Source organism: Curtobacterium sp. MCPF17_021 (genome assembly GCF_003234605.2).
Lineage (GTDB): Bacteria > Actinomycetota > Actinomycetes > Actinomycetales > Microbacteriaceae > Curtobacterium > Curtobacterium flaccumfaciens.
Map to the genome: position 1 here is coordinate 610,746 of NZ_CP126252.1, position 23,657 is coordinate 634,402.

22 protein-coding genes are annotated in these 23,657 nt (G+C 70.8%); 17 read left to right on the forward strand and 5 right to left on the reverse strand.

Annotated features, from left to right (window positions below; all coding sequences use genetic code 11):
• Positions 1 to 25: 25 nt before the first annotated feature.
• Positions 26 to 190 (forward strand): hypothetical protein, encoded by a 165-nt coding sequence (locus DEJ29_RS02990; RefSeq protein ID WP_155896763.1) that lies wholly within the window; start codon positions 26 to 28, stop codon positions 188 to 190.
• Between the two features lie 163 nt (positions 191 to 353).
• On the opposite strand, the gene DEJ29_RS02995 is transcribed toward DEJ29_RS02990, so the two are convergent.
• The gene (locus DEJ29_RS02995) at positions 354 to 527 is read right to left on the reverse strand and encodes an antitoxin (protein ID WP_071404361.1); all 174 of its coding nucleotides are present in this window, start codon (positions 525 to 527) and stop codon (positions 354 to 356) included.
• A gap of 210 nt (positions 528 to 737) precedes the next feature.
• On the opposite strand from DEJ29_RS02995, the gene DEJ29_RS03000 reads away from it, so the two are divergent.
• From DEJ29_RS03000 to DEJ29_RS03035, 8 genes are all read left to right on the forward strand, one after another.
• Positions 738 to 2,072: an adenylosuccinate synthase gene (locus DEJ29_RS03000; RefSeq protein WP_017886319.1), complete on the forward strand. Its 1,335-nt coding sequence runs from the start codon at positions 738 to 740 to the stop codon at positions 2,070 to 2,072.
• A gap of 2 nt (positions 2,073 to 2,074) precedes the next feature.
• Positions 2,075 to 2,632 carry an arsenate reductase/protein-tyrosine-phosphatase family protein gene (locus DEJ29_RS03005; protein WP_258375946.1) on the forward strand — a complete coding sequence of 186 codons (558 nt, stop codon included), beginning with the start codon at positions 2,075 to 2,077 and terminating at the stop codon, positions 2,630 to 2,632.
• 158 nt (positions 2,633 to 2,790) lie between these two features.
• Positions 2,791 to 4,593, forward strand: a complete 1,803-nt coding sequence (locus tag DEJ29_RS03010; protein WP_111095001.1) for a S53 family peptidase — start codon at positions 2,791 to 2,793, stop codon at positions 4,591 to 4,593.
• Positions 4,590 to 7,250 (forward strand): hypothetical protein, encoded by a 2,661-nt coding sequence (locus DEJ29_RS03015; RefSeq protein ID WP_181438188.1) that lies wholly within the window; start codon positions 4,590 to 4,592, stop codon positions 7,248 to 7,250. Before DEJ29_RS03010 ends, DEJ29_RS03015 begins: the two co-directional genes overlap by 4 nt.
• A gap of 109 nt (positions 7,251 to 7,359) precedes the next feature.
• Positions 7,360 to 7,851, forward strand: a complete 492-nt coding sequence (locus DEJ29_RS03020) for an SRPBCC family protein (RefSeq protein WP_111094999.1) — start codon at positions 7,360 to 7,362, stop codon at positions 7,849 to 7,851.
• A 154-nt stretch (positions 7,852 to 8,005) separates the two neighbouring features.
• Positions 8,006 to 8,980 carry a CPBP family intramembrane glutamic endopeptidase gene (locus tag DEJ29_RS03025; protein WP_111094998.1) on the forward strand — a complete coding sequence of 325 codons (975 nt, stop codon included), beginning with the start codon at positions 8,006 to 8,008 and terminating at the stop codon, positions 8,978 to 8,980.
• Positions 8,967 to 10,337, forward strand: a complete 1,371-nt coding sequence (locus DEJ29_RS03030) for a sensor histidine kinase (RefSeq protein ID WP_111094997.1) — start codon at positions 8,967 to 8,969, stop codon at positions 10,335 to 10,337. The genes DEJ29_RS03025 and DEJ29_RS03030 overlap by 14 nt, the downstream gene beginning before the upstream one ends.
• Complete coding sequence (locus tag DEJ29_RS03035) at positions 10,334 to 11,005, forward strand: response regulator (RefSeq protein ID WP_110892023.1); 672 nt, start codon at positions 10,334 to 10,336, stop codon at positions 11,003 to 11,005. Before DEJ29_RS03030 ends, DEJ29_RS03035 begins: the two co-directional genes overlap by 4 nt.
• Before the next feature lie 31 nt (positions 11,006 to 11,036).
• Here the strand turns inward: DEJ29_RS03035 and DEJ29_RS03040 are convergent, their stop codons facing one another.
• Complete coding sequence (locus tag DEJ29_RS03040) at positions 11,037 to 11,531, reverse strand: hypothetical protein (RefSeq protein ID WP_111094996.1); 495 nt, start codon at positions 11,529 to 11,531, stop codon at positions 11,037 to 11,039.
• Positions 11,532 to 11,647: 116 nt separating this feature from the next.
• Here DEJ29_RS03040 and DEJ29_RS03045 point away from each other — a divergent pair, with 116 nt between their 5' ends.
• Positions 11,648 to 12,286: a TetR/AcrR family transcriptional regulator gene (locus DEJ29_RS03045; protein ID WP_111094995.1), complete on the forward strand. Its 639-nt coding sequence runs from the start codon at positions 11,648 to 11,650 to the stop codon at positions 12,284 to 12,286.
• A 177-nt stretch (positions 12,287 to 12,463) separates the two neighbouring features.
• Here the strand turns inward: DEJ29_RS03045 and DEJ29_RS03050 are convergent, their stop codons facing one another.
• Together DEJ29_RS03050 and DEJ29_RS03055 are read right to left on the reverse strand one after the other, a co-directional pair.
• The gene (locus DEJ29_RS03050; protein WP_111094994.1) at positions 12,464 to 13,747 is read right to left on the reverse strand and encodes a PP2C family protein-serine/threonine phosphatase; all 1,284 of its coding nucleotides are present in this window, start codon (positions 13,745 to 13,747) and stop codon (positions 12,464 to 12,466) included.
• A gap of 74 nt (positions 13,748 to 13,821) precedes the next feature.
• The gene (locus tag DEJ29_RS03055) at positions 13,822 to 14,544 is read right to left on the reverse strand and encodes a CPBP family glutamic-type intramembrane protease (RefSeq protein WP_110864272.1); all 723 of its coding nucleotides are present in this window, start codon (positions 14,542 to 14,544) and stop codon (positions 13,822 to 13,824) included.
• A 152-nt stretch (positions 14,545 to 14,696) separates the two neighbouring features.
• Here DEJ29_RS03055 and DEJ29_RS03060 point away from each other — a divergent pair, with 152 nt between their 5' ends.
• Genes DEJ29_RS03060 through DEJ29_RS03085 form a run of 6 tightly spaced genes read left to right on the forward strand, consistent with a single transcriptional unit; the run spans position 14,697 to position 21,612 of the window.
• Positions 14,697 to 16,148 carry a tyrosine-protein kinase domain-containing protein gene (locus DEJ29_RS03060; RefSeq protein ID WP_110864273.1) on the forward strand — a complete coding sequence of 484 codons (1,452 nt, stop codon included), beginning with the start codon at positions 14,697 to 14,699 and terminating at the stop codon, positions 16,146 to 16,148.
• A gap of 14 nt (positions 16,149 to 16,162) precedes the next feature.
• Entirely contained in the window at positions 16,163 to 17,110 is a 948-nt protein-coding gene (locus tag DEJ29_RS03065; protein ID WP_111094993.1) for a beta propeller repeat protein, read from the forward strand.
• Between the two features lie 14 nt (positions 17,111 to 17,124).
• Positions 17,125 to 18,567, forward strand: coding sequence for a sugar transferase (locus DEJ29_RS03070; RefSeq protein ID WP_111095031.1), 1,443 nt, complete (start codon positions 17,125 to 17,127; stop codon positions 18,565 to 18,567).
• Positions 18,564 to 19,640: a glycosyltransferase gene (locus tag DEJ29_RS03075; RefSeq protein WP_111094992.1), complete on the forward strand. Its 1,077-nt coding sequence runs from the start codon at positions 18,564 to 18,566 to the stop codon at positions 19,638 to 19,640. Before DEJ29_RS03070 ends, DEJ29_RS03075 begins: the two co-directional genes overlap by 4 nt.
• A gap of 29 nt (positions 19,641 to 19,669) precedes the next feature.
• A complete protein-coding gene (locus tag DEJ29_RS03080) occupies positions 19,670 to 20,869 on the forward strand; it encodes a lipopolysaccharide biosynthesis protein (RefSeq protein ID WP_146248334.1) in 1,200 nt (399 codons plus the stop codon).
• Positions 20,866 to 21,612, forward strand: coding sequence for a hypothetical protein (locus DEJ29_RS03085; protein WP_146248333.1), 747 nt, complete (start codon positions 20,866 to 20,868; stop codon positions 21,610 to 21,612). The genes DEJ29_RS03080 and DEJ29_RS03085 overlap by 4 nt, the downstream gene beginning before the upstream one ends.
• On the opposite strand, the gene DEJ29_RS03090 is transcribed toward DEJ29_RS03085, so the two are convergent.
• Positions 21,502 to 22,971: an O-antigen ligase family protein gene (locus DEJ29_RS03090; RefSeq protein WP_111094990.1), complete on the reverse strand. Its 1,470-nt coding sequence runs from the start codon at positions 22,969 to 22,971 to the stop codon at positions 21,502 to 21,504. The two genes, DEJ29_RS03085 and DEJ29_RS03090, sit on opposite strands and share 111 nt — an antisense overlap.
• A 49-nt stretch (positions 22,972 to 23,020) precedes the next feature.
• On the opposite strand from DEJ29_RS03090, the gene DEJ29_RS03095 reads away from it, so the two are divergent.
• Complete coding sequence (locus tag DEJ29_RS03095) at positions 23,021 to 23,650, forward strand: acyltransferase (RefSeq protein ID WP_111094989.1); 630 nt, start codon at positions 23,021 to 23,023, stop codon at positions 23,648 to 23,650.
• The last annotated feature ends 7 nt before the right edge of the window (positions 23,651 to 23,657 follow it).

The following is a 23,657-nucleotide window of genomic DNA, read 5'->3' on the forward strand; positions in this document are numbered from 1 at the left end:
GTGAAGTGGTGCCAGTGTGAATCCCATGCAGAACACGCTGAACCAGCTCCGGTCCAACCCGGTCGAGTGGCGCCGTCGTGGACTCACCCCGCCGGACGTCATCCAGGCCATGATCGAGCAGCGCCTGGCCGAGCCGGGGCACTCCCAGCCCGTCGGCGACCCGTCGTACCAGGACTTCTTCCGGAGCTGATCCGAGGTCGGCCGGGTGGCTCGGGACGCACCGGCGGACAGACGGGAGGCGCGGTGCCAGCTGGCACCCCTCCCTCGCAGGCTCGGTCGGCGCGCCCCGCGCAACGCTCCGCGTCGCCGCTGAGCGGAACGCGCCCGTCCGTCTACCGGTGACGTCTCGGACGTCACTTGCCGATCTTGCCGTCGGCCGCGTCCTCGGCCTTGCCGATCTGGTCGCCGTGTCCGCCGCCGGTCGCCTTGTCGGCCGCGTCGCCCGCCTTGTCGAGGCCGGCGTCCGTTGCCTGCTCGCCCTTGTCACTGTCGGCGAAGTCCTTCGCCTTGTCTCCGATGCCGCTCATGTCGTGCTCCTTTCGCGTCGTGGATCTGGACGCGTCCGACCGTGCTCCGACCGATCCGGGCGGACATCCAGGTGCGCTCCATGTGGACAAGCGACCCGCCGTCCACAGGACGTCACAGCGGGTGACGCGCAGGTGACCAGCCGATAGACTCGGGTGGACCACCGGCCCGGACGGCCGTGTGCGGTCCTCCGCCAACGTGAGGAGAACCAGATGCCCGCAGCAGTCATCATCGGAGCCCAGTGGGGCGACGAGGGCAAGGGGAAGGCCACCGACCTCCTCGGCTCCCGCATCGACTACGTCGTGAAGTTCAACGGCGGCAACAACGCCGGCCACACCGTCGTCGTCGGCGGCGAGAAGTACGCCCTGCACCTGCTGCCCTCCGGCATCCTGACGCCCGGCGTGACCCCGATCATCGGCAACGGCGTCGTCGTCGACCTCGAGGTGCTGTTCCAGGAGCTCGACGCTCTGCGCGCCCGCGGCGTCGACGTCTCGAAGCTCCTTGTGTCGGCCAACGCGCACGTCATCACGCACTACCACCGCACCGTCGACAAGGTGACCGAGCGGTTCCTGGGCAAGCGCCAGATCGGCACCACCGGTCGTGGTATCGGCCCGACCTACGCGGACAAGATCAACCGCGTCGGGATCCGGATCCAGGACATCTTCGACGAGAACATCCTGCGCCAGAAGGTCGAAGCCGCCCTCGACCAGAAGAACCACCTGCTGGTCAAGGTCTTCAACCGCCGTGCGATCGACCCGGAAGAAGTCGTCGAGTCGCTGCTGTCCTTCGCCGAGCGCCTGCGCCCGATGGTCGCCGACACCGCCCTCGAGATCCACCGTGCGCTCGAGCGCGGCGAGACGGTCCTGTTCGAAGCCGGCCAGGCCACGATGCTCGACGTCGACCACGGCACCTACCCGTTCGTCACCTCGTCGTCCGCGACCGCCGGTGGCGCCGCGACCGGTTCGGGTATCGGCCCGGGCAAGCTCGAGCGGATCATCGGCATCGTCAAGGCGTACACGACCCGCGTCGGTGCCGGTCCGTTCCCGACCGAGCTGTTCGACGAGTCGGGCGAGTTCCTGCGTGCCAACGGCTTCGAGTTCGGCACCACCACCGGCCGCCCGCGGCGCTGTGGCTGGTACGACGCCCCGATCGCCCGCTACACGGCACGCATCAACGGTGTGACCGACTTCGTGCTCACCAAGCTCGACGTCCTGACCGGGCTCGAGACGATCCCGGTGTGCGTCGCGTACGAGGTCGACGGCGTCCGCGTCGACGAGGTCCCGGTCAACCAGTCCGACTTCCACCACGCGAAGCCGGTGTACCAGGAGTTCCCCGGCTGGACCGAGGACATCACCGGAGCCCGCACCTTCGATGACCTGCCGAAGAACGCGCAGGACTACGTCCTGGCGATCGAGGCGATGTCCGGCGCACGGATCTCGGCGATCGGTGTCGGCCCCGGCCGTGACGCCATCGTCGTGCGGCACGACCTGCTCGGCGACGACGAGCGTGCCGACCAGCGCGCCGGCGAACGCACCGACGCAGCGTGACGATGCGGATCCTGTTCGTCTGCAGCGGCAACATCTGCCGGTCGCCGCTCGGCGCGCAGGTCCTGACGGCACGACTCGGCCCGGACGCCCCCGCGTTCGTGGTCGAGTCGGCCGGCACCATCGCCGACGACGGTGCCGCGATGGACGCCGCCGCGGCGGAACAGTCCGTCCGGCTCGGGGGCGACCCGTCGGCCCACCGGTCGCGGTACCTGACGGCCGAGATCGTCGAGCGCGCCGACCTGGTGCTGACCGCCGAGCGATCGCACCGTGCAGCCGCTGTCTCCCTGGCGCCCCGGGCATCCAAGCGGACCTTCACGATCAAGCAGTTCGCGCGGGTGCTCGCCGGCCTCGAGCCCGGTGACCTGGCCGACGTGACGACCCCGCAGGAACTCGTGGAGCGCGTCGCGCGGCTGCGTGGAACGGTCCCGCCGCCCGCCGACCCGGCCGACGACGACGTGGACGACCCCTACCGTCGCTCGATGGCGACGCACCAGCGCGTGGCCGACGAGGTCGACGTGGCCCTGACGGGCATCGCGGACGCAATGCGCGCCGTGGTCTGACCCCCTGACGGACAGGAGGCCCGGTGTCAGCTGACACCGGGCCTCCCGTTTGTCTGGACTGCTCGTGTCCTGCAAGTGATAACGATTCTCAGTTGCATGTAAGGTCGCTGTGGCAGCGCGCAGCGCTGCGTCCCCGCCTCTCAGCAGATCAGGAACCCATGCGTCCACGCTTCCTCATCGGTGCGCTCGCGCTCGCCGTGATCATCCCCGGCGCGCTCCTCGTGCGCCCCGCACCGCCCTCGCCCGACCGACCGCTCGCGGACTCCGTCCCCGCCTGGACCGCACACGCGGAGCGCGGCGACCCGGTGACCGTCGACGAGTTGTCCCTCACCGTCCTCCTCGACCCCGTGCACCTCGACCGCGCCCCGGCCGTGGCGACCTGGTTGCGCGGTGCCGGGCTCCACGTCGGCCCCGTCGAGCGCTCGATCGCATCCCTGCCCGTTCGCGGGACGGCCGCGCGCATCGCGGACGCCTTCCACACCTCCTTCGTGCGGTGGGGCGTCGCCGGACAGAGCGCCGTGGCACCGGTCCGCGCCCTCGCCGTGCCACGCGGGCTGACCGCCGTCGTCGGCGTGTCCGGAGCCGTTGACTCCGACGCCGTCCGACCGACCGAGACGACCACTGCAGCAGCGGTGGCACCCACCCCGGCACCGGGTGAGACCGTCCCGCGACCGCCGGTCCTGGCCGACGACGGACAGTGCGCAGCATGGTGGGGCGAGCGCCTCACGACGGACTGGCCCGCATCGGTGCCGGTCACGCACCGATCGAACGCGCTGTGCGGGTACCAGCCGGCCCAGTTGCGCGAGGTCCACGACGTGCCGGCCGGGTACACCGGACGCGGCGCGACCATCGCGATCGTCGCCGCCTACGACGACCCCGACGTCGAAGCGAACACGGACACCTACTTCCGGGCGGCGGGCGCCCAGCCGTTCCGCTCGGGGCAGTACCAGCACCACGCTCCGGCGTCGCCGGACACCTCCCGCTGCGGCGGGCCGCAGAGCTGGACAGAGGAGCAGCACCTCGACGTGCAGGCGGTGCACGCGATGGCCCCCGACGCCGACATCGAGTACTGGGGTGCCGACGACTGCAGCACCACCTCGTTGTTCTCGCGGATCCTCGACGTCGTCGAACACGGCAGTGCGGACGTCATCAGCCTGTCGTTCGGGTCCACCGAGGACCTGGACACCGCGGACGACCGGACGCTGCTGAACCGGGTGCTCGTCGAGGCGGGGGCCCGGGGCATCTCGGTGTTCGCGTCCTCCGGCAACGACGGCGACAACAGCGCCGTCGGTGACCACGACTCCGGCCCCGACGTGTCGTCGCCGGCGTCCAGCCCGTACGTGACCGCGGTCGGAGCGACCAGCACCGGGCTCGCCCGTGACGGTTCCGTCGCGGTCGAGGCTGGTTGGGAGACCGAGACCCGCTTCGCGCGCAACGGTGCCCTCATCCCGCCGGGCTTCGCGTACGGCGCAGGCGGCGGCCAGTCCGACGTCTACGACCGACCGACGTGGCAGCGCCAGCTGCTCGACGAACCGGGGACCGGGCGACTCGTCCCCGACGTCGCGTCGATCGGCGACCCCAACACCGGCTTCGTCGTGTACGGGCCACACAAGGGCGTGACCGGCTACGTCACGCACGGCGGCACGAGTCTGGCGACCCCGATGGTCGCCTCGATGGTCGCCATGGCCAAGGCCGCCACGGGGGTCCGGATCGGGCTCGTCACGCCGATGCTCTACGAGATGCTCGGGACCGACGCCGTCCGCGACGTCCGCCCCGCTTCCGCTGCCACCTGGTCGCCGCGCGGGCCCGATGCCGGAGCGCTGTGGCCCGAGACCCTGTTCCTCTGGGACACCGGTCGGCAGGGACTCCGGTCCGCACCCGGCTGGGACGACGTGACCGGGGTCGGCGTCCCCGCCGGCCGCGCCTTCTTCACCGCGTTCGCCGAGGAGGCCCGCCGATGACCGATCGTCCACGCACCAGTTCCGTCATCGCGCTCGCGGCCTCGGCGCTGCTCGGCATCGGCCTCGTGGTGCCCATGCTCGCGCTGCCGGCCAGCGCGGACACCGCGGCCGACGGCGCCACCCTCGCCGCCGCGTCGGGCGTCGAACTGACCGACATCGACGGTGGCACGCTCACCGCACCGACCCCGGCCGTGCGCTGGGACTCGGGCGACCCGACGGTGGCCCGGGTCGACACGACGCAGGACGTCCTGAAGCTCAACACCACCCGCACGAGCGGTCTGCGCTCGGAGGCCGGCCCGGACGGGGCGACCTCGACGATCGCGAGCGGGGAGTTCACCCTGCGCGATCGTCCCCCCGTCGTGTTCACCGGACTCCGCGCCGCGTGCACTCCCGGCGGCACCCCCGCGGTGTCGTTCGACCGCCTGATCATCGACGGCGACGACGTCACCACCGAGGCCACCGCGACGCCCGGGTGGAGCCGCGACCTGCCGGAGTCCCGTTACGGCGCCACCAAGGTCGTCGTCGGTAGCACCACGACGGCCGCCGACGGCACCACGACGACGGTCGCGCTCCGCATCGACGCCGAAGCCGGTGCCTCCGAGATCTGGCGCGTCCGTGCCGGATCGGTCTCCTGCGCGGCGGGTGACCGCTGGCCGGCACCCACCCCGACGCCGACGCCGACGCCCACCCCGACCCCGGCTCCGACGCCTGATCCCGCGCCGCAGCCGACCCCGGCCCACGGCGACGCCCTGGCCACCCGGAGCGTCAGCGGTGTGCAGGTGACTGCCCCGGACGGAACCGTGCTCATCGACGGGCAGCCCACGGTGACCGGCGTCGCGAAGCGCACCGCCGACCGGGTCGACGCTGCCGACGGTTCCCCGTCGACCGCACGTGGGGTCACCGTCTCGACCGCGGCGGACGGTACTTCGGACGTGCACCTCGACTCGTTCGAGCAGATCCCCGACCGCGCCTCGGACCCGGTCGCGGAGTACCGCTGGCCAGCGCTGCGCGTGTACGGCCTCGACGCCCACCTCACGCCAGAGGGGACGATGACCGTGGACTTCGCGAACGAGTCGAACGCGGTGTTCGTCAACGGGGTGTGGATCAACACCGCCACCGACCTGTACACCGGCGTCGACGCTGACGGCAAGGAGCGGGTCAGCGTAACCTTCGGGGAGCGCACGGTGCACGCGGACGGCAGCACGACCCTGACCGCGCTGCACTACCGCGACCTGACGGGGGCGCACCCAGACGTGCGGCTCGGCGCGGTCACGATCCCGGCGAGGGCGAGCAGCCCGACGGACGCTCGGGTCACCGCCGCCTTCGGGGTGGACGTCCGGGGGACGGGCGGTACGGCGCTGGTCGCCCCGCAGCCGCGGGTCACCAGTGCCGGGGAACACCGTTCCGCCGCCCGCATCGACGCGATCGCCGACTACCCCGCCCGGGCAACCGACGTCACGGCGGCGGTCGGGGACGACGGCGACACCGCGACCATCTCGGTCGGGCACTTCGAGCAGATCCCGGACGAGGCCACCGACCCCGTCGCCGCCTACCGCTGGCCGGCACTCCGCGTGAACGGATTGCACGCCGAGGTGACGGCGGCCGGCACGATGACGGTCTCCTTCGACGACGAGTCGAACGCCGTGTTCGTGAACGGGGTGTGGATCAACACCGCCACCGACCTGTACACGGGGCTCGCCCCGGACGGGACCGAACGGGTCCGCGTCCACCTCGGCGAACGGACCGAGAAACCGGACGGGACCGTCACGCTCACGGCGCTCCGCTACGAGGACCTGACCGGGACGCACCCCGACGTGCTGCTCGGCCAGGTGACGTTGGCGGCGGCGCAGCCCGCCCCGGACCCGACCCCGGGCGGGGGCGGCACCACGCCGACACCGGAGCCGCACGACCCGGCCATCGCACGCTGGCATGCCTTCGGGCTGCGGGCATCCGGACCGAGCGACGTCCCGGCGCAACCCGTCGCTGCGCCCGCCGCCGACGGCACCACCGTGACCGAGCGGGCGGACCAGGTCGGGGACGGCGCCACCGGACAGCTGCGTGTCGACGGGGTCACGGTGCGGTCGGCGAGTGACCGCGGCGAGGTCCGACTCGAACGGGTCGTCCTCTACCCGGGCACGAGCATCGCCGGCGAGCTCCGTGACGTCCGTGTCCGGGTGACCCACGGCGGTGCCACCGTGACGACCGCGGGTGGGCGGATCGCGGGCACCACCATCCCGGCGGGCACGATCCGGGCGAACACCCGGATCGCCCTGCCCGGCGGGCTGGGGAAGGTCGTGCTCAACGAGCAGCGGACCCGCGGGCGGGACCGGACCGTCACCGCGCTGCACCTGAGCGACCCCGCCGGGTTGGCAGCCGACGTGTCGGCAGCGGTGGTCACCACGGCAAAGGTCGATCCGCCCGCGAACGGCGGGAATGGCGGGCAGGGCGGCGGCAGCGCAGCCGGAGGCCCGGGCAACGAAGCGGCTCCCGGTGCCCTGACGCCGGACGGCACGAGCGGTACGAGCGGCATCGGGACGGGCAGCGGAGACCTCGCGTTCACCGGTGCCTCGCTCCTCCCGGGCCTCATCGCGGCGGTGCTCCTGCTCGGTGCGGGTACCGCGATGGTGGCGCTGCGGCGTCGACGGCGCGTGCGCTGACCGCAGGCCCGCGGGATCGCGGGACGTCAGGCCCGGTGCCGGTCGGCACCGGGCCTGACGTCCGCCGCGTGGGGGAGGCCCGCGCGACCGCCACGTGCGAGGATGACTCATGCCCGTCGTCGAGTCCCGCTGCGTCATCCCGGTCGAGCCCGACGTGGCGTTTGCCGTCTCGCAGACACAGGGAGCGATCCGGAAGCGGTGGGACCCCTTCATCCGCCGCCAGCACCTGATGGACGGTGCGACCGTGCCGGCGAAGGGCGTCCGGACGTACACGGTGCAGCGGTCCGGGCTGGCGATGGAGAGCGAGTACGTCTCGTACCACCCGCCCTCGAACGTGGGGATGAAGATGACGAAGGGCTCGTGGTTCTTCGAGCGGATGGGCGGAGGATGGCGCTTCCAGGCGGCTGAGGGGCACCCCGGGCACACACTCGCGGTCTGGCGCTACAACTTCACCTGCAGGCCGAAGTGGCTCGCGCCGATCGCCGAGCGCATCGGCGTGCTCGTGCTGCAGCGGGACATCGACCGGCGCATCCGGGGGTTCGCCCGCGGCTGCGAGGACCCCGTCGTCCTGGCGCACGTGGCCGCACAGCGCGCTGCCTGACCGGATCCGCGAGACGCCGGCGTCTGCGCACGACGACGGCGTGTTCAGGAGTGCCGAACCCTCCCGCAGCGCACTTGCATCCTTCGATGGAACTCCCGCAGGTGCATCCCGAAGCCGGTCGTCCCCGAGCGCCCGGTTTCCTAGCGTCGTGTGCATGACGAACACCACCGAAGTCCGGCCCACCGCCGGCACCGCAGCCCGCGACCGAGGGGGTGTCCGCGGCCTCATCGCCCGGCACCCGCTCGTGTCCTTCTTCACCATGGCACTCGGCCTGAGCTGGCTCGCGTGGGTGCCGTACGTCCTGTCGCCGCACGGCATGGGCGTGTGGGACATCCACTTCCCCGAGGTCCTGGGCAGCGGACAGTTCACGGGCGTCCTGCCCGGTGCGCTCCTCGGCCCGCTGGGCAGCGCGTTCATCGTCACCGCGGTCGCCGACGGTCGCGCGGGGCTCCGCCGCTGGGTGGGACGGCTGTTCCGCTGGCGGGTCGCCTGGTACTGGTACGCGCTGGCGCTCGTCGTCGTGCCGGCCCTGATCGTCGTGTCCGCGCTGCCCTTCGCCGGCGGTGACGTGCGGGCCCCCTCGGCCCTGGCGTTCGCCATGCTCGTGCCCGGACTGATCATCCAGCTGTTCTCGACCGGCCTGAGCGAGGAGCCCGGCTGGCGCGACTTCGCCCTGCCGCGCCTGCAGCACCGCTTCGGAGGCCTCGGCGCCGCCGCGATCCTCGGCCCGATCTGGGCGCTCTGGCACATGCCGCTGTACTTCAGCGACTGGGGCGGCTGGCCGAACGCGCACTGGAGCGAGCCCGTCGTGTTCGCCCTGTTCACCATCACCTTCAACGTCGTGATGATCCAGGTCTTCAACAAGACCCGCGAGAGCCTGCCCCTGGCCCTGCTGCTGCACGTCGGCGTGAACAACACGATCTCGACGCTGTTCCCCGAGATGTACCCGAGCATGACCGCCGGCACGCTGATGATCGGCCTGACGATCATGTCGACGATCGCCGCCGTGGTGCTGCTCGCCGTGACCCGTGGCCGCCTGGGCTACGACCCCGCCCGACGCGCCCTGCCCCTCGACGCACCGGTCCCCACGCGCGCCCGCCTCGTAGGATCCAACGATGGCACCCGCTGAGGACGACGCGCTGCGCGCACCGGCCGAGCCGGCAGCGCAGCGCGAGCCGGCAGCGCAGCCCGCGCGATCGGCCCAGCCCGAGCAGCGCGCCCGCCGCGTCGACGTCGTCGTCGCCCTCGGCACGGCCGTCGTCGCACTCGGGCTGCTGCTCGGCCTGCCGCCCCTGGACGCCCTCGAGCCGGACGGCCCCGCCCTGGCGATGCGGGTCCCCGCACCGTTCACCCTGGCGTGGACCGTGCTCGCCCTCGGCCTGCTGGCCCAGTCGGCCGCCCTGCTCGCCGCCCGTCGGGCGCCGCGCACCGTCCTGGTCGTGGTCGCCGCCCTGCCGGTGCTGGTCGCGGCGCTCGCCCCGCAGTCGTCCGACCTGTTCGGCCTCACCGCACTGCCCGTGGTCGTCGCCGTCGTCCTCGCCGCGCTCCGCGTCCCGCTGGCCCGCCTGTGGCCGACGCTCCTGGTCGCCGGCGCACTGGTCGCCGCCGGCAGCGCGGTGTTGGCCGCCGTCGCCGGTGACACGACGGCCGCCGTGTCCGGCTCGCTCGGGCAGGGCGTGCTGCAGGCGATCGGCGCGGTCGGCCTGCCCCTGCTGGTCACCCTGCTCGTGCAGTCCCGCCGCGAGGTCCGTGTCGCCCGCACCGCCGAGGCCAGCGCCGTGAACCGGGAGCAGGATGCCCTGGTCGACGCCGCGGTGTCCCGCGAACGTGCCGCGATGGCCCGCGAGCTCCACGACATCGCCGCGCACCACCTGTCCGGCATCGCACTGATGGCCGCCGTCATCGACCGGCAGATCGACGCGGACCCGGAGCGTGCCCACGAGGGTGCCCGCCAGGTCCGCGAGCAGAGCACCGCCGTGCTCGAGGACCTCCGCCGCCTGGTCGGCCTGCTCCGGGACGACGCTCCCGCCGAGCGCGCCGTCGAGACGGTCGCCGGGATCGTCGACCTGGCCGAACGTGCCCGGTTCCGCAGCGACGTCCGGCTCGACGTGCTGCCGGGGGACCGTCCGCTGGCCGACGGCGTCGGCCCGCTCGCGCAGCTCGCCGCGTACCGCACCGTCCAGGAGGCACTGGCCAACGCCGCCCTGCACGCCCCGTCCGCCCCGTGCACCGTCACCATCGACGACCGCGACGCGACCCGGGTGGTGATCCGGGTGGAGAACGCACCGGCCACCGTCCCGGCAGCGGGGACCTCTCCCTCGGGCGGCAACGGCCTGCGGGGGATGCGCGAGCGGGCGGACCTGGTCGGGGCGCGCCTCCAGACCGGCCCGACCGCGACCGGCGGATGGCTGGTGGAGCTGGCGCTCGGCCGGGAGGCACCTGCCGCACCCGCGCAGGCCGCCGACGGCCCCGGGGTGGTCGCGTGATCCGCGTGCTGGTCGCGGACGACCAGCCCCTGGTCCGCGCCGGGGTGTCCGCGCTCCTCGGTGCGGAGCCGGACATCGAGGTGGTCGGCGTGGCCGCCGACGGCGGCGAGGCGCTCGCGCTGGCGCGCGAGACGCGACCCGACGTCGCCTGCCTGGACATCCGGATGCCGGTGATGAACGGCATCGAACTCGCCCGGATCTTCTGCGCACCGGACGCCGATCCGGCGATCCCCGCGCTCATGCTGACGACGTTCGACCTGGACGACTACGTGTTCGGGGCGCTCGAGGCCGGGGCGTCCGGGTTCCTGCTCAAGGACGCCGAGCCGGACACCATCGTCGACGCCGTGCGGCAGGTCGCCGCCGGCAACGGCACGCTCGACCAGGCCCTGACCCGGCGGGTGCTGCGGGAGTTCGTGTCGCGGCGGAGCCTGCAGCCGGTCTCCGGCGACCGGGCCGACGGTGTGCTGACCGCTCGCGAGCGCGAGGTGCTCCTGCTGCTGGCGCAGGGGATGTCGAACGAGGAGATCGCGGCTGCCCTGGTGCTCGAGGTGTCGACCGTCAAGTCGCACCTGGCGCGGATGCTGCCGAAGCTCGGGGTGCGGTCGCGGCTGCAGGCCGTCGTGTGGGCGTACCAGAACCGGATCGTGACGGTGCCGGAGCAGCCGTAGCGGCCCCGGTGTCAGTCGGCGAGCCGTGGTGTCAGTCGGCGGGCCGTGGCTCGGCGGCGCCGGGGACGACGAGCTTCCAGACGTCGTCGTCTCCGCCGTGGGAGAGGTACAGGCGGAAGGCGCCCTCGTCGGCGAGGGGGTCGCCCGAGAGGTACTCCACCGGTTCGCCGCTCGTCTCGCACTGGTCCGAGGTGCTGATGACCTGGATCGTGTCGCCGGGGGCGGCGGCGTCACCCTTCGTGACGTCGGTGACCGTCGCCTCGTACACCTCGTAGATGCCCTGCGGCTCCACCGTGCGGTCGGTCTTGGTGACGTCGGCGTCGACGACGAGTTCAGCTGCGTCGCGGCGTTCGGCCGGGGTCTTCAGGGAGACGTAGTCGGCGCAGAACCCGGAGTGCAGCGGCCCGGCCTGGGTGCTCGGGTCCGTGGGGCTGGCGTCGCCGCTCGTCTCGCTGCCACAGCCCGCCAGGGTGCCGCCGAGCACCACGACGAGTGCCACGATCGGTGCGATCCGTCCCCACTGCATGGGGCGAGTATGGCTCACTCCGATCGACGACACCAGGGTGGTCACGCCTGTCCGGGGAACGCGCGTTCCCGTTCGGGGGACTGTGCACGGTCGCGTCGGGCTGGTGCAGTGTATGCATGCACATCGAAACGCCGCCGGTGACCACCCCCGACGACCCCGCCCTGCGGGGTGAGGTCATCCACGGGATGATCACGGCGCTGCGTTCCCGTCCGCTGCACGAGGCGACCCCCGATGTCGTCGCGGCTGCGGCCGGGGTGGACACCGATGTCGTCGGCCGCACGTTCCCGAGCTGGGACGGCCTGCTGCTGGCGACCATCGACCGGTGGAACGAGGACCGCACCGTGCCGCTCATGCCCCTGGCCGAGCAGCACGGCACCATCCGGTTCCTGCGCGCGATCGTCACCGCGAACGTGGCCGACCCGTCGCTCATGCGGTTCCTGACGGCGACGTTGAACATCGCGGCATCGCCCGAGCACCCGCTCGCGCCGATGCTGCACGCCCGGTGGCGACGGTTCCACGCCTTCGTGCAGCACGCCCTGGAGCGTGACGTCATGCTCGGTCGTGAGCCGAGCACGATGGAGCCGGCCCGCGGCTCGGAGCAGCTGCTCGCGACCTACGAGGGGCTGCAGCTGCAGTCCATGGTGCGACCGGAGATGGACCTGCTCGAGGCCTTCGACCGCGCCGTGACGCGTCTGCGCGAGGGCTGGTCCCGCGCGTACGTGCCGCCCGTCTGGGACCTCGCCCGGGTCGGTTGACCCTCCGGGTGGCTCGTCGGGCCGCCCCCACAGACCGAGGACGCTAGGGCGTCCGAGGGCAGACGCTCACCGTCTGCACGCGTCGCCGCACGATTCGGGTTCGAGCGGCGGCGCGTACCAATCTCTGGACGGCGTCCGTGCGTTCCGCACCGGCCGCCGTGCGCTTGTTCCGCGCCGTCAGTCCGCGTGCATCGCGAGCGGTCGCTCGGTGTCCACCTCGACCGGCTGCCGGCGGATCGCGATCACCGTGACGTCGTCGTCGTGCGGCACCTCGTCGGCGCGGGCCGACAGCGCGAGGACGACCGCGTGGGGGTCGCGGCCGGCGCGGGCGATCGCGGCGACGGAGTCGATCGTGTCGTCCAGGTCGTCGTACAGGTCGAGAACGCCGTCGCTGAACGAGACGAGCAGGTCTCCCGGTTCGAGGGTGCCGTCGGTCGTCGCCCACTCCTCGCGGATGCCGAGGCCGAGCGGCATGTCGCCGGAGCGCAGCCGGTCGACGTGTCCGTCGGCCCGCAGGACGAAGCTCAGCCCGTGCCCGGCATCGGCCCACTGGAGTGTGCCGTCGTCGGAGATCCGAGCGTGGAACAGCGTGGTGAAGGCGAGATCGGGTCCGACGCCCTCGGCGGTCAGCCCGTCGGATGCCCGCTTCAGCGCCTCGCCGGGGTCCTCGACGGTCCGGGCGCTGCGCAGGGTCGCGCGCACCGCGGCCGCGATCAGCCCCGCGCCGACGCCCTTGCCCATGACGTCACCGAGGCTCACCGCCACGCCGGTCGGTGTCGGGTACCAGTCGAAGAAATCCCCACCGACGCTCCGGGCCGGCAGGCAGGCACCCGCGACGACGACGTCCTCGGTGATCCGGCCGGTCGTCGTCGGGAGCAGGGACCGCTGCACGGCGGCCGCCCGGTCGATCTCGGCGCGGACCTTGCCCTCGCGCGCCTCGGCGGACCGCAGGCTCCGTCGGGCCCGGCGGGAGAGCTCGTGCACGACGACGGCGACGGTGCCGAACACGATGACGAGGATGCCCAGACGGACGAGTTCACTCGCGCCGGGCGCGTCGGACGGGGTCAGGACGTACGGGGCGAGGATCACGACCACGATGCCCGCGATCGCGAAGAGCACGGTGCGACGGCCCTCGAGCGACGCCCACCAGACCACCGGGAGCACGACGATCGCCGTGAACAGTGATGAGCCGGAGCCCGTCCCGGTGCGCAGCAGTGCGATCGTCAGGAAGTCGACGGTGAGCAGGACCGGCACCACCCAGGCCGCGCGGCGCACCAGCGTGGGGATCGCGCTCATCAGCGTCGCGACCACCACGCCCACCACGCTCGCGACGAACAGGTGGTGCTGGGTGATCGCCAGCGTCGGCATCACGACGCTCAGGAACGCCGACAGCGCCAACAGGCCGCTGATCGGAGCCTGACGGACGAGAGGGTTGTCGACGATGCTGGTTGGGCGAGTCATGCTCAGTGCAGGCTAGTGGTCCGCGCGGCCGAGCGACCGCCCCTGACCCGATCTGGGGACGCGGCTCTGGCCGCTCAGCGCGGCCAGGTGGCGACGACCGCGACCGCGTTGAACAGCACGTGCGCCAGGATCGCGCCGCCGATGCGGTCGGTCATCGCGACGAGCGTGCCGGTGAGCAGGCCGAGCAGGAACGTCGTGACGAACACCTGGAACCCGCCGAGCGACGTGCCACCCGCACCGAGCAGCAGGTGGAGCAGCGCGAACAGGAACGCCGTGACCAGCACCGCGAGGAACCGGGTGCGGGGTGTGAGCTCGGCGGCGAGCCGGCGCTGGAACAGCCCGCGGAACACCACTTCCTCGAGCACCGGGCTCACGACGACGATGCCGATCGCCGACACGAGCAGCAGCCCGACGTCGGGCGTGCCGAGGGACGGTGCGGGGACCAGCCCGGTCGTCCCCGTGAACGCGAGCGACATGACGACGTCCACCGCGCGGCACACGATCACGATGCCGATCGCGAAGACCACGATCCCCAGGTCGAGCCGCAGCCGCGACAGCATCGCGGCAGGCGGGGTCCGACGGAGCACCACGGCGGCCGCGACGACGAGCGGCACCCAGACGGCGGCGTCCGCGGCGAGCACCTGCAGGACCGGCGAGGGGATGCCCCCAGTCCGGGTGACCTGTCCGACGATCCGGGTCAGGATCACGGCGACGCCGAGTGCGACGAGGATGACGATGAGGTCCCGCTGTCGCCGAACGCTGGGCTCGGTGGTGGTCTGGGCCGGCTCGGAGCGCATGGGGCCACCGTAGAGGACACCGCGCGGCGGATGGCGACTTCCCCCGAGCAGTACTCGTTCCTGTGGCACTATTTGTATGCCGTGCGCTGGGAGTACCCCGGCGTGCCTGTGTCGGGACCACGGGGACGGCCATGATCGGGGAAGGCAAAGGCGTGGAACTCCGCGACTACATCACGGTGCTCCGCAAGGGATGGGTGCTGATCGTCGTACTCGCCCTGGTGGGAGTGGCCGCAGCCGCAGGGTTCTCCCTGCTGAAGAAGCCGGTCTACTCGGCATCGGCGCAGGTCTTCGTCTCCACGGAGACGTCCGGCAGCGCCAGTGACCTGGCGCAGGGCAACACGTTCACCCAGCAGCGGGTGCTGACGTACTCGAACCTGGTGTCGACGCCGATCGTGCTGCTGCCGGTCATCTCGTCGCTCAAGCTCGACATGAACGCGGACCAGCTCGCGACGATGGTGTCGGCGACGGCGCCGACGAGCACGACCCTCATCTCCATCTCGGTGGAGGGCACCGACCCGGTGCAGGCCGCCGACATCGCGAACGCGACCTCGCAGAGCCTGACCAACGTCGTGCAGGACATCGAGGCCACCGACGCGAGCGGCAAGAGCACGGTCAAGCTCACCCGCGTGAAGCAGGCCGACGTGCCGAGCGTCCCGGTCAGCCCGAACGTGCCCGTCAACGTGGCGCTCGGTCTGCTCGTCGGGCTCGCCCTGGGCATCGGCATCGCCGTGCTGCGCCAGACCCTGGACAACCGCATCCGCACCGAACTCGACGTCGAGAAGATCAGTGACAAGCCGGTCGTCGGTGGCATCGCCTTCGACGCGAAGGCCGCCGAACGCCCGCTCATCGTGCAGGTCGACCCGCGCAGCCCCCGTGCCGAGTCCTTCCGCACGCTCCGCACCAACCTGCAGTTCCTCGACATCGGAACCGGTGCCCGCACCTTCGTCATGACGTCGTCGATGCAGTCCGAGGGAAAGAGCACCACCGTCGCGAACCTGGCGATCGCCCTGGACAGCGCCGGGTTCCGCGTCATCCTGATCGACGCCGACCTGCGCCGCCCCCGTGTCGCCGAGTACATGGACGTCGAGAGCAACGCCGGTCTGACCGACGTGCTCATCGGCCGCGCCGACCTGGAGGACGTCGCCCACCCGTGGGGACGCGGCAAGCTCGTCGTCCTGCCCGCCGGTCAGATCCCGCCGAACCCGTCCGAGCTGCTCGGCTCGCGCGCGATGCAGGACCTGATCGACCTGCTCGAGCAGCAGTTCGACTACGTCCTGTTCGACGCACCGCCGCTGCTGCCCGTCACCGACGCGGCGATCCTGGCCAAGAAGGCCTCCGGCGCGATCGTCGCGGTCGCCTCGGGACAGACGCTGAAGGGTCAGCTCGCCGCGGCCGTCGCCACCCTCGAGAACGTCGGGGCCCCGGTCTCCGGCTTCGTCCTGACGAAGATGCCGCTGAAGGGCCCGGGAGCCTACGGTCACGGCCGCTACGGCTACGGCTACAGCTACGGCCACGACGAGGACGACAACACCGTGACCACGTCGACGCACCCGCCGAAGCGTTCCGGCAAGAAGCTGGGCGTGCTCCGCCGCGCCGGGCGCTGAACGGGGCCGATCAGATGAAGACTCGCCGGGGGACCCGAAGCCTCGGCCGCGCACTGCCCCGGACCACGTTCATCCTGGTGGCCGTCGTGGTGGTGGCGCTGATCGTCGTCGACGTCGTGCTCGTCGCGCTCGCCCTGGGCCGGACGGCACCCGAGGAGAACGGACCCGCCGGCCCCATCCCCACCTTCTCGGGAACGCCCGACCGGCGCGAGACACCGCGACCGAGTGCGTCTGCCGACGCAGACGCCGCCTCCACCAAGCAGCAGGGTCGCCGCCTGCTGGCAGCGGTCGACGGCCAGGAGGCGTGGCGCGCGTCCGGTGGGTCGTGCGGCGGCCCGCGGCCGGTGCTGGAACACTCCGTGGACGGTGGGGCGACGTGGGTCCCGGTGGGACTCGGGACGGATGTCGGATCGCTCATGGCGATCCGGGCCTCCAGTGCGGAGCTCTCGGTCCTGGTGGGCGTCGGCGACGACTGCACCACGACGGCGCGGACCAGCACCGACGCCGGCGTGACGTGGGAAGCCGGGGCGCCCGGCGCGGCCGGCGCCGGCATCAGCACCGACGGTGTCGTGCTCGCGAGCGGGACGGAGCAGGCGCCGTGCGGCGACCCGATCGACGCGTTCCAGGGTGAGAAGACCGCCGTCGTCATCTGCGACGGCCAGCTCGAGTGGCGCACCGGCGATGCCGCCTGGGTCGACGTGCCGATGGGCGGCGTCCGTTCGATCGGCGTCGACGGTGGCAACTACACGCTCGCCCGCGTCGGTGCAGCAGCGTGCGACGGCGTGCAGATCGAGACCATGTCCGCGTCGGACGTGACGCCCTCGTCGTCGACCACGCCGATCGGCTGTGCCGACGGGGCCGACACCGACAACACGGTCACCATCGACCGTGCCGGCCAGGACGTGTGGCTCTGGGACGGCACGACCGTCCGGGTGTCGTCGGACGGTGGCGCGACGTGGTGACCGTCACAGGGCGGATGACCCAAGCCGGCGACAGTTGGGAGAGCTCGTACGCTCGCCGTCTGGTCGTGACCGACACACTCGCTCTCATCTGGGTGACGTTCGGCGTCCAGATCGCCTGGTTCGGCCTCGACAGCCACCGGGTCGACGGGAGCATCCCGGACCTCGCGATCGGCTACACCGCCGTGTCGATCTTCATCATCGCTGCGTGGCTCGTCGTGCTCGCGCTCTACGACACTCGGGATCCTCGTTACATCGGTGCCGGGTCGGGGGAGTACCGGCGAATCGTGGACTCCGCGATCCGTCTCTTCGCGTTCATCGCCATCCTCGCGTACGGCTTCAAGGTCGATCTCGCTCGCGGCTACATCTTCATCGCGTTCCCGCTCGGCGTGCTCCTGCTCTTGCTGACGCGCTGGATGTGGCGGCAGTGGCTCGGCGCACAACGAAGGAACGGACGGTTCTCCGCGCTCGTGCTGCTCGTCGGTTCGGATGAGAGTGTCGAGTACATCAGCCGTGAGCTCGGAAAGCATCCGGAGGAGGGGTACCAGGTGATCGGTGCCTGCGTACCCAACGCCCCCATCGGATCGACTCTTCGCGGCGGTGACATCCCCGTGGTGGGACGCATTCCTGACGCCCTTTCCGCCCTTGCCACGACGGGAGCGGACACGGTCGCGGTGACGAGCTCCGACGAGCTCGGTGCCCGCGCTGTGCGGGAACTGAGCTGGGGACTCGAGAGTGGCCGTCAGCACCTCGTCGTCGCTCCGAGTCTGACCGACATCAACGGTCCACGCATCCACATGCGTCCTGTCGCCGGTCTGCCGCTCATGCATGTCGAGATGCCGCGGTACGAAGGGGCCACCCACTTCGCGAAACGAGCGTTCGACGTCGTGGGTTCGAGCTTGATGATCTTGGTGCTGTCCCCGCTGCTCGTCGCGATCGCCGTCGCCGTCCGGATCAGCAGCGCCGGTCCCGTCCTCTACCGTCAGCAGCGGATCGGACTCAACGGGAAGCCCTTCCACATGCTCAAGTTCCGTTCGATGCGGGTCGGAGCGGACGCAGAGCTCGCCGCCTTGCTCTCGGAGCAGGGCCGAGGCGGGGAGCCCCTGTTCAAGGTCGAGAACGACCCACGCGTCACTCCCGTGGGCCGATTCCTCAGGAAGCACTCGCTCGACGAGTTCCCGCAGCTGTTCAACGTGCTGACCGGCAGTATGAGCCTGGTGGGGCCGCGCCCTCAGCGAGAAGGCGAAGTGGCGCTCTACGACAACGCTGCACGGCGGCGCCTGCTCCTCAAACCGGGTATGAGCGGGCTCTGGCAGGTCAGCGGACGTTCGAGCCTGTCGTGGGAGGACGCCATCCGCCTCGATCTGTTCTACGTGGAGAACTGGTCGGTGACCGGCGACGTCGTGATCCTCTGGAAGACCGTCCGAGCTGTGCTCGCGCCGGGTAAGGAAGCGTCATGACCTCGGTGCGGCGGGGGAGCCCGGACACCGTGCTGATCGTCGAGCAGAACCCCACGGGGCATCGTCTGTTCTACGTCCGCGTGCTTGCAGAGGCGGCTCTCGCTGCAGGGGCTCGTGTCGTTGTCCTCCTTGGGCCGGACCCGGCTCCTGCAGCAGAACAGGTGCACTTGGCCTCCGTCATCGACCAGGTCGAGTTGCTTCGGCGGCCGCTGATGAGCCACGACGACGTCGCGCGACTCTCGCATCAGGTCGAAGCGCATCGCGTTGTCATCCCGGATGCGGATCGCTTCGCCCTGCGCCTGGCAGTTCGACGTGGGTGGGCGGGCTCCGGGCGGCTGAGCCTGCTCATCATGCGCGAGTCGGCGCAGCCCACGGGGTCCCCAGTCGCGGACGGTCTGAAGACACGGTTGAGGACCATCGCATTCCGCCGGGTCGCTCGTCTGCGGAACGTCGATCTTCGTGTTCTGAAGTCTGCTGGTTGGGTCGGCACTGCGCGGTTCCCCGTCGCGGTCGATCCCGTGGTCATCACATCGTCAGATCGGTCGGTCGAACAGTTCCGAGCGGAGCACCAGATGGACGGCGAGCGGTACTGGTTCGCGGTCCTCGGCGCGATCTCTGCACGGAAGAACCTGGGACTCATCGTCGATGCGCTCCAGGACGTGCGATCGCCCTGGGGGCTCCTCGTCGCCGGCCAGCTCGACGAGGACATCAGCGAGGAGCTCCGAGTCAGGCTGCGTTCGATGGCCTCCGCGGGCTCTGCGGTCGTCGTGGACCGACTTCTGACGGACGACGAACTGGACACCGCCGTACGGGCTGCCGACTGCCTGGTCCTCGCCCATTCGAACGAAGGGCCGAGCGGACTCCTGGGAAAGGCCGCGGCATCCGGCACACGGGTGGTGGCAGCAGGAGCGGAGAGCCTCAGACACGACGTGTCGGCGCTGGGTGGGCTCGGCGACTGGGCACCACTCGACGAAGGTGCTCTGGCCGCGCTGCTCCACCGCGCGACTCGTCAGCCACGACCCCGGGCGGTGCTGCCAGCAACGACGTCGGCATTCACCGACGCGCTCCTGTGATCGGCGGTCCGACCAGAGGCGAGCGGCCGATGGCACACCAGGCGGTACTGCTCGCCGGAGCGACCGGGCTGTCCCAAGTGCTCGTCGCGGTGCTCTACCTCTTCGCCGCCCGGGGTGTCGGCCCCGGGGCCTTCGGATCTGTTGTCTCGGCGATCGCGCTGGGCACTGCAGCAGCCGGGTTCATCGACTTCGGCACGAACAACCACTGGACCCGCGAACTGGCACGGCAGGCCATCGGACGCGATGTCTTCGCCACTCGCCTGTTCTCGAAGATCGTCATCACCATCGCGCTGGCGGTGATCTGGACGGTCGTGCTGGGGATTGCAGCGCCGGATTCCCATCTCTGGCTCGCTGGACCCATCGCCGCCGCGCTCGTGGCCAACCAGGCCTACCAGGTGCCGCTCCGGAGCGCAGCACGCGGCGATCTGGTCGCGCTCGTCATCCTTTCCGATCGGGCCTCCGCCACGGTGTTCTTCTTCGGGCTGCTGGCTGTCCAAGTGCCGTCGACCGTGGCACTCTGGATCGCGCTCGCCTCGGGTTCGGTACTCGCTTCCCTCATCGCAAGGGTGCTCGCACCAGATCGTGTCGCTGGTGTCCGCCTGCGACTGGTGAACCCCTGGGTCGGGGCTCGGTACTTCGGCATCACCGTGGTGGCGACGAGTGCGCAGTCCCTCGACCTGACGCTGCTGTCGGCCGTCAGCGGCAGCGCGGCGTCGGGTGTCTACGGAGCGGTCAGCCGATGGACCCAGCCCATGAGCTTGCTGGCTGCGGCCTTCTCGTCAGCGCTCGCACCCTACGCGGCGAGGAGCCCCGATCTCAGAACCGCCTGGAGCGAGCTCCGACGGGCCCTCTGGATGCCGATCGCCGCGATCGGACTCGCCGTCGCGGTCTTCTTCGCAGCGCCGCTCGTCGTCGACGTGCTTCTCGGCGACGACTACGCAGGGTCAGCGGGGGTGCTCCGGCTGCTCGCGCTGGTCGTGATCCCGTCCATCATCTGCCAGCCGCTCGTCGTGATCCTGCAAGCCTTCGGGCGCGACCGGTACGTTGCGCTCATCATGGTGATCGCAGCGATCGCGCAACTCGTCCTCGTTCTCGTTCTCGGGCATGCGAGTGGTGCTCTCGGCGCGGGTCAGGCCGCGTTGGTTTCCCAGCTGCTCATCCTCATCGCCCTGATCGCGGGAGTCCTGCACTTCAGGAGCACTGCCTCGAAGGAGGGACGACGACCATGACGGGGACGGTGCTGCTCACCGCCACGGTGCGCCCGAACACGACCATGTACCTGGTGCAACACGATCCCGTCGCAAGGCTGGAACAGTACCGGCACGCGATCTCGACCTGGGCCACGCAGCTCGAAGGCACCACGTTCGACCTCACCGTGGTGGAGACGAGCGGTGCGACCGCAACGGAGCTGTTGTCAGCAGTCGATTCCGGTCTCCGCCATCGCATCCGGACGATCCAGTACGACCCTTCTGAATCGGATGCGAGCCGTGGCAAGGGCCGTCTCGAGGCTGATGCGATCGCGCGCGGGGTCGCCGCCGTCGAGCAGGATTCAGGCCCGGACCAGAGCATCTACAAGTCCACGGGTCGACTCGTTCTCCGGAACGCCCGACGGCTCGTGCGCCCGATCCCGCTCGACGCCGTACGGGTCCGGATGACCCTCGACCGCTCGTTCGCGGACACGCGGTTCGTCGGTGCCCACGCGCAGGCTTGGCGGACGGTACTCCTTGCCGACACCGCAGCCATCGACGAAGAGGCCGGGATCTACTTCGAGCACGTCGTCGCCGGGTCGGTGGCGCGTTCAGCAGCGTTGCAACAGATTCGGATCGAGCGCTTCCCAGAACGGCCGCACTTCGCCGGGCAATCAGGCTCGACGGGCCGCCGCTACCGTGGTGGCCTCACGTCCGCCGTGCCCGCTCTTCCGCTTCTCGCGGAGCGAGGACTTGCTCGTCTTGCTTCGAGGAAGCAGACCTGAGACCTCCGGCGTCTGCTCGGCGAGCGCCGCACCGACGAGCAGCACGGCGAGGCCGACCGTGATCGCGAAGCCCTTGTCCTCCAGGGACGCGCCGAAGGGCAAGAGCGCCACGAGGATCGCGACGCAGCCTCGGACGGCGGTGTTCGCCAGCGTCCAGTCGAACATGGGCGCACGCCGCAAAAGCGGTACGAAGATCAGCACGAGGCACGTGAGCAGGATGATGCAGCCGATGATCCCGAACTTCGCCAGGTAGACGAGTGGGCTGTCGACCGAGAAGTCAGTACCGGCGACACCCGTGGTCGGATTGACGAAGGTCTGGCCTTCACCTCTGCCCATCAGGGGGTTCTGCTGCCAGAGCGAGAGGCAGTACTCGTAGGCACGAGAACGAATCGCTCCCGACTGGTCAGAACCGACGCCGTTCTGGATCGTCTGCCAGATGCTCGCGAAGCGCTGGGCCAAGAAGTCCTCGTTCTGGAAGAACTGGGCAGTCAGGGGCACAGCCGCCGCGATCGCCGCGAGGCCGACCACGGCGGCCGTCACGATTCGCCGGACAGGTGCGCGTCGCTTGCTCCGCGCACCCACGATGCCGATCAGGACTGCTGCGAAGACCACGCCGGTTCGAGTACCGGTCACCAGGACCGCGAACACGAAGGCGACGCCTGCTGCGAACCACGCCCAGTTGATCCGCGAACCTGCGAGCGCCATCGCGAAGCTGAGTGACACGGCCAACGTCAGCGCGGTCAGCGAGGACAGGAGCGCGGCGTCGCCGTCCACGGGCTGCGCTGACACCAGACCACGGGCGGCGATCCAGCGTGCGGCGAAACTGTACGCCGCGAGTGCACCCACCAGGACCACCAGGATGCGGGAAGAGCGAACGCTCGTTGTGCCGATCGCGTCGAGGGCGATGATCACCGCGCAGCCGATCAGGATGTACGTCGCCCCGTCTCGGAGCCAGTTCGACAAGGAGGCCCCTTGAACCGCGACGGAGTACGGAAGGACGATCAGGACCTGCCACAGGATGATCCCGATCCCGCCCACGTACGCGGGGAACAGCGACCGCAACGCGGGGGACTCCGAGAGCCTCCTCAACTTCGTCAAACTGACCAACACCGATACGCCGACCACCGCGAAGTAGAACAACTTCGGTGCGCTGAGACCGCTCGAGGTCTGGAAGACCAGGAATGCGCCGAACACGAAGAACGCGGCGCGTGCCCAGGAGTAGCGGATGACCAGGACGAGTGCGAGCGCAGCGGGGATGACCAACGCCGCGCGTGGGTCGGCGGACGCTCCGATCGCGAGCACGCACGTGACGACCACTGCGAGGACGACCAGCGCGCCTGTGCGTGTCCCCGATCGCATGTCCGAACTCTAGCCGGTTCGGCGACCTCGACGACCTAATCTTGAGGCCATGAAGCGACTCGTTCTTCTGCTCTTCGGGGATTTCCGAATCTCGTGGATCCGCACGCTCCTCCAGCTGGTCCGCGGGCATCGGATCCTCGTCGGGCGGCGCTTTCGTCTGAAGGGGAGGCCGGAGCTCGCCGATGATCAATCTCGTTTGACGCTCGGGACGCGCCCGTACGGTTTCGCGACCGGTCGAGACGACGGCATCCTCCGTGTGCGCGGCAGGCTGCTGATCCGTGGCAGGGTCGCGATCGGAGTCGGATCGAGGATCGAAGTGGCGCCGGGAGCACTCATGGACGTCGGAGAAGACAGTTACTTCTCCCCGAACGTGCGCATCATCGTGAGCTCCGGACTCACCGTCGGGCGTGGATGCGCGATCGGGTGGGACGTCCAGATTCTGGACGACGACCAGCACGTCTTCCGGAGTGGAGATCGGCAACGACCCCGGTCTGCTCCGATCTCCCTCGGGGATCACGTGTGGGTCGGGAGCAAGGCGATGATCTTCAAGGGTGTCGAGATCGCCGACGGGTGCGTCATCGCGAGCGGCGCCGTCGTGACGAGGAGCGTCGACGAACCGAACAGCCTCATCGCGGGAAACCCGGCTTCCGTCGTCCGCCGAGGGATCGACTGGGACTGACCGGGGC